General features: G+C 45.4%; 17 protein-coding genes and 1 tRNA gene. 8 read left to right on the plus strand and 10 right to left on the minus strand.

What is annotated here, in order from left to right:
* Positions 1-63: 63 nt before the first annotated feature.
* The 4 genes from QUA44_RS29060 to QUA44_RS29075 all read right to left on the minus strand — a co-directional run bounded on the left by QUA44_RS29060 (position 64) and on the right by QUA44_RS29075 (position 2,391).
* Positions 64-432 carry an EamA family transporter gene (locus tag QUA44_RS29060; RefSeq protein WP_333257403.1) on the minus strand — a complete coding sequence of 123 codons (369 nt, stop codon included), beginning with the start codon at positions 430-432 and terminating at the stop codon, positions 64-66.
* 114 nt (positions 433-546) lie between these two features.
* Positions 547-1,725 (minus strand): Na+/H+ antiporter NhaC family protein, encoded by a 1,179-nt coding sequence (locus QUA44_RS29065; protein WP_333257406.1) that lies wholly within the window; start codon positions 1,723-1,725, stop codon positions 547-549.
* Between the two features lie 152 nt (positions 1,726-1,877).
* Positions 1,878-2,153 carry a BrnA antitoxin family protein gene (locus tag QUA44_RS29070; protein WP_106334313.1) on the minus strand — a complete coding sequence of 92 codons (276 nt, stop codon included), beginning with the start codon at positions 2,151-2,153 and terminating at the stop codon, positions 1,878-1,880.
* Complete coding sequence (locus QUA44_RS29075; RefSeq protein WP_265239648.1) at positions 2,116-2,391, minus strand: BrnT family toxin; 276 nt, start codon at positions 2,389-2,391, stop codon at positions 2,116-2,118. The genes QUA44_RS29070 and QUA44_RS29075 overlap by 38 nt, the downstream gene beginning before the upstream one ends.
* A gap of 191 nt (positions 2,392-2,582) precedes the next feature.
* Between QUA44_RS29075 and yqeK the strand changes: the two genes are divergently transcribed.
* From yqeK to QUA44_RS29100, 5 genes are all read left to right on the plus strand, one after another.
* Complete coding sequence (gene yqeK / locus QUA44_RS29080) at positions 2,583-3,221, plus strand: bis(5'-nucleosyl)-tetraphosphatase (symmetrical) YqeK (protein ID WP_333257411.1); 639 nt, start codon at positions 2,583-2,585, stop codon at positions 3,219-3,221.
* Positions 3,222-3,341: 120 nt separating this feature from the next.
* Complete coding sequence (gene rsfS, locus QUA44_RS29085; protein WP_333257412.1) at positions 3,342-3,767, plus strand: ribosome silencing factor; 426 nt, start codon at positions 3,342-3,344, stop codon at positions 3,765-3,767.
* A gap of 1 nt (position 3,768) precedes the next feature.
* Positions 3,769-4,269, plus strand: a complete 501-nt coding sequence (locus tag QUA44_RS29090; RefSeq protein WP_333257415.1) for a CGLD27 family protein — start codon at positions 3,769-3,771, stop codon at positions 4,267-4,269.
* Between the two features lie 189 nt (positions 4,270-4,458).
* Complete coding sequence (locus QUA44_RS29095; RefSeq protein ID WP_333257418.1) at positions 4,459-5,412, plus strand: asparaginase; 954 nt, start codon at positions 4,459-4,461, stop codon at positions 5,410-5,412.
* Positions 5,413-5,528: 116 nt separating this feature from the next.
* Positions 5,529-5,605: transfer RNA gene (locus tag QUA44_RS29100), tRNA-Met, on the plus strand.
* A gap of 48 nt (positions 5,606-5,653) precedes the next feature.
* Here the strand turns inward: QUA44_RS29100 and QUA44_RS29105 are convergent.
* From QUA44_RS29105 to QUA44_RS29120, 4 genes are all read right to left on the minus strand, one after another.
* Entirely contained in the window at positions 5,654-5,842 is a 189-nt protein-coding gene (locus QUA44_RS29105) for a hypothetical protein (protein ID WP_333276833.1), read from the minus strand.
* Between the two features lie 298 nt (positions 5,843-6,140).
* The gene (locus tag QUA44_RS29110; protein ID WP_333154168.1) at positions 6,141-6,329 is read right to left on the minus strand and encodes a DUF2949 domain-containing protein; all 189 of its coding nucleotides are present in this window, start codon (positions 6,327-6,329) and stop codon (positions 6,141-6,143) included.
* Between the two features lie 234 nt (positions 6,330-6,563).
* Positions 6,564-6,947: a hypothetical protein gene (locus QUA44_RS29115; protein WP_333257270.1), complete on the minus strand. Its 384-nt coding sequence runs from the start codon at positions 6,945-6,947 to the stop codon at positions 6,564-6,566.
* 436 nt (positions 6,948-7,383) lie between these two features.
* Positions 7,384-7,656 (minus strand): hypothetical protein, encoded by a 273-nt coding sequence (locus tag QUA44_RS29120; protein WP_333257264.1) that lies wholly within the window; start codon positions 7,654-7,656, stop codon positions 7,384-7,386.
* A gap of 9 nt (positions 7,657-7,665) precedes the next feature.
* On the opposite strand from QUA44_RS29120, the gene QUA44_RS29125 reads away from it, so the two are divergent.
* The gene (locus tag QUA44_RS29125) at positions 7,666-10,539 is read left to right on the plus strand and encodes a PAS domain S-box protein (protein ID WP_333257261.1); all 2,874 of its coding nucleotides are present in this window, start codon (positions 7,666-7,668) and stop codon (positions 10,537-10,539) included.
* Positions 10,540-10,662: 123 nt separating this feature from the next.
* Here the strand turns inward: QUA44_RS29125 and QUA44_RS29130 are convergent, their stop codons facing one another.
* A complete protein-coding gene (locus QUA44_RS29130; RefSeq protein WP_333257259.1) occupies positions 10,663-11,253 on the minus strand; it encodes a rhomboid family intramembrane serine protease in 591 nt (196 codons plus the stop codon).
* A gap of 468 nt (positions 11,254-11,721) precedes the next feature.
* Between QUA44_RS29130 and QUA44_RS29135 the strand changes: the two genes are divergently transcribed.
* Positions 11,722-12,099, plus strand: a complete 378-nt coding sequence (locus QUA44_RS29135) for a Mo-dependent nitrogenase C-terminal domain-containing protein (protein ID WP_333257256.1) — start codon at positions 11,722-11,724, stop codon at positions 12,097-12,099.
* A gap of 228 nt (positions 12,100-12,327) precedes the next feature.
* Here the strand turns inward: QUA44_RS29135 and QUA44_RS29140 are convergent, their stop codons facing one another.
* Entirely contained in the window at positions 12,328-12,645 is a 318-nt protein-coding gene (locus QUA44_RS29140) for a hypothetical protein (RefSeq protein ID WP_333257254.1), read from the minus strand.
* 195 nt (positions 12,646-12,840) lie between these two features.
* On the opposite strand from QUA44_RS29140, the gene QUA44_RS29145 reads away from it, so the two are divergent.
* The gene (locus QUA44_RS29145; RefSeq protein WP_333257251.1) at positions 12,841-14,073 is read left to right on the plus strand and encodes an NACHT domain-containing protein; all 1,233 of its coding nucleotides are present in this window, start codon (positions 12,841-12,843) and stop codon (positions 14,071-14,073) included.
* Positions 14,074-14,121: the final 48 nt, after the last annotated feature.

A 14,121-nucleotide genomic window follows, 5' to 3' on the forward strand; every position in this document is an offset into this window, starting at 1 on the left:
TCTTGCACCATTACTGCCTTTATTCGTCCGAAAATCCATACCGTGTTTACTTCAACCACTGATTCAGCAAGCCCTAACTAGGACGGGCAAGATGCCCGTTCCACAAAAAACATTTTTTCTTGTGGAACAGGCATCTTGCCTGTTACAAAATTTGATTAAAATGAATTTTGCAAGAGGTCTATTAAAAGTAGTCACGCCGGAAAGCGCCGATACAGTCAAGTAAGGGAGATATTTTTTAATCAATTTCCAGTCAGCAACTGCCGCCCGCACCGTGAATGGAGCTAAAGTTGCCACAGCAATCGCCCATCGCCAAAAAGCTAAACCTACTGGCAAAATATCCTGATTTAAAGCTCTAGCAACGATGAAGTTTCCCGCCCAAATAATCGTCGCAACTACTGCCAAAGAATAACCCATTGACATTTTATTGTTCATGATTTATGTTGCACAATCATTTGATTGATATAGCTACCGCAGATGAAGGGCATATCAACACAGATTGACGCAGATAATTCAAGAAAATAGAGAGAATGAATGCGAAACATTTTTTTATTTTGTTTGATTGTTTCTAGGTGGTTTTGTCAGTTTCATTTGAATCCAGTTAAAGATGGGAATTAGATATAAATAAAAGGCATAAGGGATAAAATCTGCATTGACGCTCAAGATAGTTGCAGGCACTAATCCGGCGATATTCCAAGGAATTAATGGAGAAATCACAACAGCGGTGTTTTCTAAGTCTACAGCAAGTTGATAATTATCTAATCCCTCTTTTCGGTATTTTTCCTCAACTAACTGATGAGTTAGAAGGATGGCGATTGTTTGGGTGCAGCCAAATGCAGCCGCTAAAATTCCTATGATTGTCGTCCCCCCAAATAAATCGCCTCTGGTTCGAGCTTTGTTTAGATACAATTCAATAAATTCTAACGTTCTCGTCCCGGCAAAAAGGCCGGCAAATGCTGTCGATACAATTACAATTATTGAAACTTTGACCATCGACAAAATCCCTCCTCCCGCCACAATATCTTTTAAACTAGAAGTTGATTCTAACTTGAATCCGGCGATCGCGAATTGCAGAATGTCCAGCGGCAAATAACCTTGGAGTAAAATGGCGATCGCGCTTCCGGCAATTAGACTAACAGTCATGGCAATTTTGACCTCAACTCGCAAAACACAAATAATTAAAATTGTCAAGGCTGGCAACCAAGTTATCCAGTTGAGATTGAAGGCTTTGCCAAGTTCCAAAGCCAGGTTGTTTCCAGCAACTTCTACGGGATTTGCTAAGGATAAGATTAAATACAAGATGCTGGAAACTATCAGCGGGTAAAAAGCTGTTACCGCCATATTTTTGAGGTTTGTATAAATGTCTGTGCGGGTAATGGCGGCAATCAAATTAGCGCTAGAAGACATCGGAGAACACCGATCGCCAAAATAAGCTCCGGCAATTATTGCCCCGGCGATCGTATTGGGATTGACACCGCTGCCCTTGGCTGCGATCGTTAAAGCAATGCCGATCGTGCTCGCAGTACCAAAGGAAGTTCCCAGCAGCACAGAAACCGTGCTAGTTAAGATAAACGCCCAAAAGATAAAATACTGAGGGCTAATCAATTTAATTCCCCAATATACGAGAACCGGAACTGTCCCCGCAGCCATCCAGACGGCCATGACTGCCCCGATTAACAGTAAAATACCGATTACTGAAAAAGACTTTTGACTTCCAGCAACAGCCATTTTGATTAAGCTGTTTATATGAAATCCTCTTCTCAACAAAATGGCAATAAAAATTGCCATAGAAGCTAGCAACGGATAAAGTACAAAATAACCTTTTATCGCACTAAATAAAAGTAAAACAAATGAAATAATAACAAAAAATAGCAAATCCATTATTGATGGGCTTTCATGTATTCTCGCAGTAAGGTATTGATCTGGGTTTGATAACCACGACCTTGAGATTTAAACCACTCCAAAACATCACTGTCAATGCGTAAGGTAACTTGAGCTTTAGTCTTAGGGTTGGGCAAGCCTCGCTGAACTATGGCTTTAGCAAACATTTCAGGCGTAATTTCAGGGCAATCAGAGAAATCAATATCTTCATCAGTCATGGCATCTAGGCGTTGCCAGTCAGTTTGAGATTTGCTCGAAGTAAATTCGTTGTTCATATTTAGTTGCTTTTCTAGCAGAAATAATGCGGGTACATTCCTCTCGTTCCGTATGGACGATAGCGACTACTCGCCCTTGCAACAAACCAAAAGTCACAAACCTTTGCTCTCCATAACTGAATCGTTCATCCTCAACTGTTACGATTTCTCCATCAAAAACTAATGGAACGTCGATAAAGTCAATTCCATGTTTGCTAAGGTTGGTAAGACGTTTAGTCTCATCCCACTCAAATTCCATACCTTGATTGTCACTAGATATTGTAACTACAATTTGTCGTTACAGCCACTTACTTTAACACATCTTTGGATCGCCCACTTCGCCCCCTTCGCCCAATCACCCCAAATATCCCAACACCGCTGCTACCCGACGCCGCAGTCCATTAAAACAAAACGCTAAAATAGTAGATCCAACAATTTGGGAGTTAATATTTGACACTTGCACCCGATCGCGAAAACGTCCTAGCTTGGCTCTCACACCGCGTTCCTGCCGCCCGCATCACACATATCCTCGGAGTCGAACAAACAGCAGGTGACTTGGCTCGCCATTACGGCCTCGACGAAGCAAAAGCTCGATCGGCAGGACTGCTGCACGATTTGGCAAAATACTTTAAACCCCAACTGCTGCTGCTTATGGCTCAGAAGGAAGGTTTAGAGTTAGACTCAGTGTTGGAAGCACACCCGCATTTGCTGCACGCAGACGCCAGCGCGATCGTCGCTAGAGACGAATTCGGGGTGGTCGATCGAGAAATTTTGGACGCGATCGCCAATCACACCCTCGGCAGACCAAACATGAGCCAGCTCAGTTGTACCGTATTTATAGCAGATACTATAGAGCCGAGCCGCGGCAACACAGCCGAACTAGCAGCACTGCGCGAAGCAAGTATGCAAAATCTTTATGCCGCCGTGTGGCAAACTAGCGATTATTCTCTGAAATATTTGCTAGAAACTCGCTGCTACATTCACCCGCGCACCGTACTTACCCGCAATTGGGCGCTGCTTATGGCTCGCGCGGAATCGCCGGAAACAGGAAATTCGACGGGAAAGTCGATCGAACAAATCACAAGTTAACAGTAAAATTTACCAGCAATCCTGTACTTACTTTTGGCTTGAACCTAACTCCTATTTCCAGTCTCAAACTGCCAACAACCGATTCCCCTTTACTGTCTCAATTAGGAACTTAAACACTTAATGTCAGATCTAACCCAACTCGAATATTCCAGAACTCAGTCTACAGTAACCGACAGCACCTCCCCAGACGAAGCGCGCGGCCTGATCATGACCGCGGCCCAAGCTGCCGATGACCGCAAAGCAGTTGATATTGTATTGCTCCAAGTGTCAGAAGTATGCTATCTGGCAGACTACTTTGCGATCGTCACCGGATTTTCCAACGTCCAGGTACGAGCCATCTCCCAAGCCATCGCCGACCAAGTAGAAGAAGAATGGGGACGGTTGCCACTGCGTACACAAGGGCTATCAGACGCCAGTTGGGTCGTCATGGACTACGGCGACGCGATTATCCACATCTTTAAACCTCAAGAGCGCGAATTCTACAATTTAGAAGCGTTCTGGGGACACGCCGATCGCCTTGATTTTTCAGTCGCAGAGGAACGCTAATGTGAAAAACGCTTCTGTTTCTATTTGTCCTGTTCCCCAAGAACAGCGCCCGGTCAATGAATACCAAGAACTTACAGAATCCTGGTTTTTTAGCTGGGTAACTCTCGATTGGCCCGCATATCTGGCAAAACTGGCTTGGGTATGCGGTTGGAGTTGCTTGATATCCGGGCCACTCGCAGCAGCCAGCTTTGCTCCAGGCAAGTATCCAGTTCAGTTTTTGCTGTGCGGTGCTGCCGGTGCCGGTTTTATTCTAGGATTAGCTTTGCTGCGACTTTACTTGGGTTGGTTCTACGTGCGATCGCGCCTGGACAATCCCACAGTCGTCTACGAAGAGTCTGGCTGGTACGATTGTCAAGCTTGGCCGAAAACTCCCGAAGTTTTAGCTCAAGACCAATTGATAGTCAACTACGAACTAGAACCAATTCTCAGGCGTCTGCGGCAGACATTTTATGGTTTGACAGTATTGCTGGTTGCCGGGGGAATAATTTGGAGCTGTTTGTAATCGAAAATGGTAACAAGAGAGTTTTGAGTTGTAGGGGGGGGTGCCAAGAGTGTCCGCTCCGCAAGTTTTGAGTGAGAAATGATCGCCAAAAGATTAACGAAGCAACCCGCAACTCACAAATTACAACTGGCAACTCAAAACTTTCACGGGCCCCAGTCTAAAATCTAAAATCTAAAATCTAAAATTGATATGACAAGGGGAAAACGAACCCAAGCTCCCGAACTGGAAGTCACACTGCTGCGCGAAGGTATTGTGGAATCTAGGCATCGCGCCCAAGCCGCTGTCTGCGACAAGCGCGGGCGCGTTCTGTCCGTTGCCGGTAACTCGGAAACGGCGACATTTGTGCGTTCTTCTCTCAAGCCTTTTCAAGCTTTGGCTGTGACGGCGAGCGGCACTTTGGAACGCTACGAATTGACCGATCGAGATTTAGCGATTATTTGCAGTTCTCATCAAGGTACGATCGAGCAATCGCGGCAGGTGTTTAACGTCCTGTGGCGCTGCGACATAGACCCATCTAAACTTCAATGCCCCATTCCTGAAGGCAAAAAAAGCCCCCTGCAATACAACTGTTCCGGCAAACACGCCGGAATGCTGGCTGTCTGTCAGCAAATGCACTGGCCGCTGGAAACTTATTTGCGCCGCAAACATCCCGTCCAGCAGCTTATTTTGGGCAAAGTGGCTGACTTGCTAGCAATGCCGGCTGAAGAGTTTATCAGCGCTCGCGACGACTGCGGCGCTCCTACCTATCTATTGCAGTTGGGACAAATGGCGTCTTTATACGCTAAGTTGGCCTCCGGCGACAATGTGGATATGGAGCGGATTGTGCGGGCTATGACTCACCACCCGATGATGGTTGCCGGTGAGGGCAAATTTGACACGGAACTGATGCGCTTGACTCAAGGCGAATTGGTGAGCAAGTCCGGCGCCGAAGGGGTGCAGTGCATTGGCCGGGTTGGCGAAGGCATGGGTTTGGCGATTAAGATAACGGATGGTGGCAAGCGCGCTCAATTTGCTGTGGCGATTCATTTGCTCAAGCAGTTGGGCTGGATTACTCCGACGATCGCCGAAACTCTTGCAGAGACTTACCTGACTCTCAGCGAGTTCAAGCGCTTGGAGGTAGTCGGGGAAGTTTCGATGCTTTAGGGCGATCGAGACTCTGAGACGATTTCAGCAACCCCTCCCACAATCTAAAATTTTTTTTGATTTAGGGGTTGCAATTTTCAGAAAGATATGTTTATATTAGTAAAGAGACAAAGCGACGCGGGATAGAGCAGCCTGGTAGCTCGTCGGGCTCATAACCCGAAGGTCAGTGGTTCAAATCCACTTCCCGCCACCAAATTAAACAAGACAAGCCCCGGCGACCTAAAAGTTGCTGGGGTTTGTTTTATGCCGTCTGTTGGATGCCGTCGGCGATCGCCTCTTCGACAGATTGATACCGTTTCCGGTTGCACGAGCGACTTGATATAGAGGAGACGGCACTGCCGTCTCGAAAGCTGTGGGTAATATTAATTCCGATGCTGCCAGATTTGATATGAAAGCAGTTTATTTTAGGCGGCAACAAAAATGAGGACACAGCACTGCTGTGTCCCTACTGTATATTTGTATTTTTCTAATTGGGACAAAATAAGACCCACTCTCAACCTAAACACTCAACCCTATACTTTTCGACCACCGTTTGTGCAAGCTTTATTTGTCAAAAAATTGCAATCCGATATCCATATTTTTTAACTCAGGATTTTAAATTGCTAAGGAATGAGAATTAAATAACTTCCACAAGTTGGTGGGATGGGCGTCCCGCCCGTCCTTTTTGGACGGGCGGGACGCCCATCCCACAATAACAATTAAAATTGTAAGTTATTTAATTCGCGATCCTAAGTCGGCTGAGCTTCCAACCAATCAAAAATTAAGTTTAACTGTTCCAGTGTAACTAACCCATACTGCCACAGAACCATCGGCAGTTCGCTGGCATCTTGTTCACCGTGTCGGAGAGCAACGGCGATCGCAGAATTCGATATCGCCAACTCCCCCCGCAAATAATCTATCAGTTGAGCCTTTCCCATCACCTTCACCGCCAGTTTTATGCGCTATTGTAAAGATATGTAGCTAATCGATCTGTATCGGAAGTTTAATTGGTCTAATTTTAGGTTCACAATAGAGAACCTTGTGTGATGGAAACCGCACAAAACTTGTGATAAAACTCTGATAAAAAAGCGATCGCAGTCACAATAACTCCGAGAATCAAAAAGTGGCTTGGGCGATCGCTCGTTTGCTTCAAATGAATTCATTTAAAATTGCTAAAGTCCTAGCTGAAGCTGAATTCCCGCTTCTGTACCGCTGTCGGTTTGTTTTGGAGGTAAAGGATTTCCTTGACGCTGGGCGTCCGAAGGAGTAGTAATAAATTCCAATGGGCCATCGATTTTGAGGCGAAATGTGTCGCCCAAGCTGCTTTCCCTTCTAGCAGAATTAGCCGCCGTTTCTGGTTCACCAATCAAGTTTTGGTAGTCAGAGTCTACGGTTCTGTCCTCCACAGTCCTCAACGAGTCCCCAGATAAAGTCGTTTCCGAATATTGGGGTGCTGGTTGCAGTCTTTGTTGGGCGAGAACCGCCGGGGTCAAACCGATAAAAATTGAGCTCAGTCCGAGAGCAGTGCCAAGAGTAGCAATAACTGCGTTCATCATCCATGCCTCCGCTAGTTGCATCCTACTATGCTTATTTTACCTGGCCGGAATTAAGTTGCACTCTATCAAAAGTAGCTGCTTGTGGAGATATCAATTGCAGTTGCTGTGAAAACTTATAATTTTCGATCGCGCTATCGGTCAAATAGAACTGACGCAGCAACCGGGTTGAAACGCCAAAATACGTCATTTCTGGCATGAGTCAACCAAAAACTCGATTGGTTTAATTAGCGCGCGTCAGGAGGGGAAAAATAGTTAGTGGTGGACGCACGGGTGGCTCTCCATCCATTGTTTTTCACGAAAATAGTTCGTTGCAGACCGCCAAAACGCTAAAAAAACCTGGTTTGAGATACCAGTTCAAAAAAAATGCAACTGTGGGCAAATTCTAAGCCCTTACAGAATCAGTCTTTCCCAATTCTTTAATTCTTTAATCTCAAATCTATAATAGTATGAGCGTGTAGAGTACGTCCAAGATTGATACTGCATTCATCTCGATCGCCAATGTTCCCAAAGCTCCCGATCGCGCTAAGATGACGGTGGCAGTCGTTAAAAATTCAATTACCAGCGACAAATTCCGAACTCTTAACAGCACTTTGCCTACTAAAACCATCTCAACTTCAAAATCGGCGCTCATCAATTTGTACTTTACCGAAATGTTGTGGGTTTCTAATATTTCTGCTTCATCATGCCAATCAGATATTTGACCGACCAAATTTTAAAAATGTCAGGCAAAGTGCCAATTCGGATCGTCCTTGTTGTGCCTTTTGCCCTCCAGACTTTCGCTGCAGTAGGGTTGACGGGGTGGCTGTCGCTGCGGAACGGGCGCATAGCCGTCAACGATGTTGCCGCACAACTGCGGGCAGAAGTCACATCGCGTATCCAGCAACATATTGATAGTTATATTGAAACGCCACACCAAATCAATCAGCTCAATCTCGATGCCATCCGTCTCGGCATTTTGAATATGCAGGATGCTGATAATTTGCAACGCTACTTCTCCAAACAAATCAAAACCTTTGATAAAATTAGCTACATTCAATTCGCCTCCGAACAAAAAGATTTTATTGGAGTTGAACGCCTCGACGACGGCAAGGTGCAAATTCAGATTTCTAATCAATCTACTGGCTATAATTTGCATAGCTACGCGCTGTCCGAGTTCGAGGAACCAACCAAGCTATTAAAAACTACTCTCAACTACGACCCCCGCGTCCGACCTTGGTACATAGCTCCGGTGCGCGCAGGCCAACCGACTTGGAGTAAAATCTATAATTATTTTGACGCTCCCAAACTAGCGATTACCGCTGCTCAACCAGTTTATGGCAAGGATGGTAAACTTATTGGCATCCTGGGTTCTGACTTGGCACTTTCCAAGCTCAATCAATTCTTGGAAACTCTAAAAATTGGCAAATCAGGACAGACTTTTATTGTAGAAAGGTCGGGACAATTGGTGGCAAATTCTACTCCTGAACCGCCATTTATTGTTAGCAACGGTGTTGCGAAACGGATTGTGGCAGCCAGCAGCAAGAATGTTCTAATTCGATCGACCGCCCGCTATTTGACAGAACGCTTCGGGGATTTGCACAAAATTGACAGATCTCGCCAGTTAGATTTTACGATCGACGGTGAACGGCAATTTCTACAGGTGACGCCGCTTTTAGACAGCAGGGGCCTCGATTGGTTGATTGTGGTGACGGTTCCTGAAGCCGATTTTATGGAAAGGATTCATGCCAACACTCGGTATACTGTGGTGATGTGTCTGGGTGCTTTGGTGCTGGCAACGGCGATTGGCGCTCTGACTTCTAGGTGGATTGTTGTACCGATTCGGCGTCTGAGCAAGGCTGCGGAGGCTTTGTCCCGGGGAGAATGGGACTCGATGGCAGTAGATTCCCGCTTGATGGCGTCTGTAGAGCGGGAGGATGAGGTCGGTGTCCTGGCTCGTTCTTTTAATATGATGGCCGATCAATTGGAACAGTCATTTACTACTCTCGAAGATCGGGTGGAATCTGCGATCGCTGATAAAAATAAATTAATTATTTCTCTGAAAAACTCGCAGCAAAAACTGGCTCTCCATCTTCACCAAACTCCTTTGGGAGCGATTGAATGGAATCTAAACTTTGAAGTAGCGGAATGGAATTTGTCAGCGGAAAGAATTTTTGGATACAACCGCTTGGAAGCAATGGGACGCCACGGAGTCGATCTCATAGTTCCTGAAAGTGCTAAGGAGTATGTCAGGCAACTATCTATAACTTTGCTCACTAATACAGGAGGAGTTACCAGCCTTAACGAGAACATCAGAAAAGACGGCAAAATAATTCTGTGCGAGTGGTACAATACGACTTTGGTTGATGCTGACGGCAGCATCATTGGGGTAGCATCGCTGATTCAGGATGTGACTGAATTTCACAGTGCTGTGGAGAAGTTGCGGGCTAGCGAGGAGCGGTTTCGCCAGTTGGCAGAAAATATTCATGAGGTATTTTGGATTAGAGAACCCAATCAAAAGCAGCTCGTTTATGTCAGTCCTGCTTGCGAGAAAATATGGAATTTGAGCTATCAGAGTTTGCTGTCAGAACCGGAGGCTTTTTGGGATGCTATTCACCCGGAGGATCTCGATCGCGTCAAGGCTGCTTTTGAGAAACAGGTGCGGGGCGATTATGATGAAGAGTATCGGGTAGTGCGATCCCCTAGGGGGGCTAAGCCAACCGACGGTTCAGTTTGCTGGGTGCGCGATCGGGCTTTTCCAGTCCGCAGCCAAACCGGAGAAATTTACCGCATCGTCGGTATTGCCGAAGATATTACCCAGCGCAAATTAGCAGAAGAATTCCAAAAAGTCGCTCAAACCGCCCAAGCAGCCAGCCAAGCCAAAAGCGCCTTTTTAGCTAATATGAGCCACGAATTGCGAACTCCCCTCAACGCGATTATTGGTTACAGCGATATACTCAAAGAAGACGCCGAGGATTTAGGCTACGAAGATTTTATCCCCGACTTACACAGAATTCAAACGGCCGGCAAACACTTGCTGTCTTTAATTAGCGACATTCTAGATATTTCTAAGATTGAAGCAGGGCGGATGGAACTTTATTTAGAAACTTTCAATCCGGTTAATTTAATTAACGAGGTAGTTTCTACTGTCAAACCCTTGGTAGATAAAAATTCTAATAAGTTTGAAGTGGATTGTGGTAGCGACTTGGGAATGATGTATGCTGACATTACCAAAACTCGTCAAATATTGCTCAACCTGCTGAGCAATGCAGCCAAATTTACGGAACAGGGAACTATTACCCTCTGCATTGAAAGAGTTAAACATGACAGCTTAACAACTCAAGAAATAGCAGAACCTTCCGACTCAATCATTTTTCGCGTAGCTGATACGGGCATTGGGATTCCCCCCGAACAATTGCAGCATTTATTTCAAGCATTTATGCAGGGCGACGCCTCAACTACGCGCAAGTATGGCGGCACGGGTTTGGGATTGACTATTAGCCGTCACTTTTGCGTAATGATGGGTGGGGATATGCACGTTGAAAGCGAGTTAGGTTGCGGTTCGGTTTTTACTGTGTGCTTGCCGGCCCGCGTTGAATTATTGGTCAGCAATTAGTCTTGCTATCCGGGACGGACTTGTTACACAAGAAACCAGGTTTATTGACAAAAAACCTACGCTTTCAGATAATTTAGGGGCAATAAACTAAGGTGATGATAGGATACACCATAAGTCCTAATCCTAGTTAATTTGCCGTTTCTGCCGCCCTAAAAGTTGAGCTGTTAATACGCCGCCGATAAAGCCAAAGAAATGCGCTTGCCAGGAAACTCCCGGCTGCGAGGGCAAAACTCCCCAAATTAAACTGCCATAGAAGAAACCGACAATTAAAGATACCAAAATAGAGGTAAAGCTGCGTTCAAAATAGCCCCGCAGCAGCAAAAAGCCGAAGTAACCAAAGATTAATCCGCTAGCACCAATGTGAACGGAATAGGGCGCGCCTGTCAGCCAAACTCCGAATCCGCTGACTAGCACAGTGACGGCACTCACGATAAAAAAGTCGCTAATTTCTCGCAGCATTATCAACCAACCCAATGTCACTAAAGGGAGGGTATTGGCAGCTAAGTGAGCAAAATTGCCGTGCAGAAAAGGCATCAACAGGATGCCTTGAAGTCCGTCGAGGCTGCGGGGGCGGACTCCGTAGGTATTCAGCCTGCCTTGGAACAGGAATACATCGACAATTTCGATAATCCAGAGGAGGGAGACGAAGCCGCCGAGAATGGCGGCGTGGCTTTGCAATTCGCGGGTGATAGCTTTGCTTTCTGGGTTACTCATGGGTTGTGAGGGCGGTGATACCGATTATTTCTTATTGTAGGAGTTTCTGAGCGATCGCGAGCAAAGATTGTTGGGGCGAGGTTTCAGGGTTTTTTGCAGCAGAGCTTATTTAGAAATATTATAACTTTCATTAAAAGTTCCGCATTTTCACGTATAGGATAATTCACCTCGATGCGTCACAATTGTAATTGAACTACAAAAGGAGAGTCAACCGAAGGTTGAAGCTAGAACGTAGAAAACAGAATTTTACCCTATCAATCAATTGTTGGGCTTGAAATGAGGACACTTTTTAGAGCGCACACCGTCTTAAAAAAAATCAGGAACTACTTTTCTCGCCCTAAGTCATTAATTTAAGAAGTTCAATCCGGTAAAGCAAAACGAGATGCTGTAGATACTGATTGTAGATAATATCGCACAAGCTCTACAGAGAGTTCTTGGCACCTCGTTATAAAAGAGGAACAGAGCAAAATGAACGTATTTGATCATACAGTCTCCTACCGAACTCTGCCAAATTGGGTATCGTTTGGCAAACAAGAAACAGCCGTTAATGTCGCTACAAATTCTCAACCTTACGGTCAAAAACCGCACTTTGACCCCTTGCATCCGCTAAAACAATGGCTTGATGACACTGCAATTAAAAGTCAAAAGTTGGCTCGGTTGCTGTGTAAGTTTATTCCCAGCCAGTGTCCGTTTGAGCGGGAAGTCAAATTTGGCGATCGTACTTTATTTTCCATTCCGCCGCTGTGCAAGTTAAATCCGCTTTACGAGCAAGTGGTTGGGATTCGCTTTCGGGCTTTGTGTTATTTGGCTGACGAGTGCGGCGTGGATGTAACTCCTTATTGTTAATTCTGCAAAAACTTAAATTTTTCACTGTCTTTTCACCCTCCCTTCTCCTTGTTGGGGAGGGTTTTTGTTTTGTGCGGGCGAATACAGGGATCGGAAGTGCGATCGCACTTTCGGAAGCTAAGACAGCAGATTTCAGGTTTGTAGGGGCGGTTCTAAGAGTTCCCGCCCGCGATCGACCTAAAATTTGCTCAGACGATCCAACCGAGGACTAAAGTCCTTACTACGAACCTATTTAGAGTGACTATCGCTGTCTTTCTCTTCTTCCCTAATATCCTGAAAAATGTGCCAAATTAAGCAAACAATACCAATCCAAAATCCTGAAACTGGATCTAACCACGAGATTAAATTGACGAGGCCAAACTCGGTCAATTGTCCAGCAACACAGGTAAATTTGTGAGTTTTGACAATATCTTTGAACTCCTGGGAGAGTGATTTTTTACTTGATTCGAGGATTTCTAGTTCTGCGTCTTCGATGAAAGCCAGCAAAATCCATAATTGAATTTGCGGATTTTGAGCCAAAATGATTTTGAATTGTTGTGTAGTCATGGCGGGTATTGGATGAATTAATGAATTTACCAGTACATTTATCAAAGCATCCTGTAGCCCCCCAACATCAGTCCCAAAAACCTCCACTACAAGTGGAACTCAAGTAGAACTTATCTTCCACCTAGACTGCAAATACACCATGTTAAGCAAATATCTGTTACTATCTCAATCATTACATCGCTAAATATTCGGCTCATGGTATGGGATGATTTTCTCAAGCGGATGGCTGTAGACTGCGGCCTGACTCAAGGACAGATTCAGATATTTATAAAGAGATTTACACAAAATAATATCGATAAGCGAGAAAGCGAGATAGAAGCGAATAGTAAGGAGCTTCTTGACAACATTGAAGCTGAAGCTTATAAGAAGCAGAGGGGCGAGATTTACAAGAAATTTACTGGCAAATGTCCCCAATTGAAGACAGTCGGTTCTCACAAAGCTGAAACGCTGCGAAAGTGGCTTTTAAGTGAGTATTTTGCTGGGGCGATCGACATTTCAGCACCAGAAACAGCCAAAACATCCGAGTTTCCGCCGCCAGCAAGCCAAATTGACTGGCGCGAAACCTGCCGCGCCGCAGCCCAAGCCAAGCGACAAGCGGCCAACACTTTTTTGGCCAACGACTTAGGGCGAAAAATCGACATCAACGAGATTCACGTCCCATTGGGATTAATCGAACGCCAGCAAAAACCCCAGCGTCGCGATGATTTCTCCCCTCAAATAGGTTCCCAAGCTTATCAGGAATCCGAAAAACTCATTCCCCTCAGTTACGACGAATTTTGCGAAAAAGTCCTCGCGAACAGCGACAGCCCTAAAAGCAACGGCAAACGCCTTGCAGTCATAGGCGAACCGGGTGCGGGAAAAACTACTCAATTGTTGAAAATTTGCGATCACATATTGGCGGAAACTGAATATTTGCCGATATGGATATCCTTAGCAGAGGTGAAAAAACCTTTGTGCCAATATTTAATCGAAGATTGGCTGCGAATAGCGGCGGGAAAATTGGATGCTGCACCTGCGGAATGGGTGAAAGAATTTCAGGAATTACTGAGTGAAGGAAAAATCTGGTTGCTGTTGGACGGCGCGGATGAAATGGGAATAGCGGATTCCCTGGGAACTCTATCGCCACAGTTGAGAGAACGGGTATTTGATAAAGTACGAATAGTAATCAGTTGCCGCCTGAATATTTGGGAGGCTACGGGGAATTCCCTGTCTGATTTTGATACTTATAGAATGCTCGATTTCAGCTATGGAGACGGCGAGAATTGCGATCAAGTAAAATTGTTTATCGATCGATGGTTTACCCCCCTTAATCCCCCCTTGCCAAGGGGGGAAACTGGCCCGATTCCTAATCTCTTACCAAGGGTGGAAACTACTTCCATTCCTGCTCCCCCCCTTACCAAGCTACCGTGTACACACAAGTCCAGCTAGAGCGGTTTTCCAACCAATGAAGATAGCTTCAAACTGTTGAAGACCATG

The sequence above is a fragment of the Microcoleus sp. N9_A2 genome (genome assembly GCF_036701775.1).
GTDB lineage: Bacteria > Cyanobacteriota > Cyanobacteriia > Cyanobacteriales > Microcoleaceae > Microcoleus.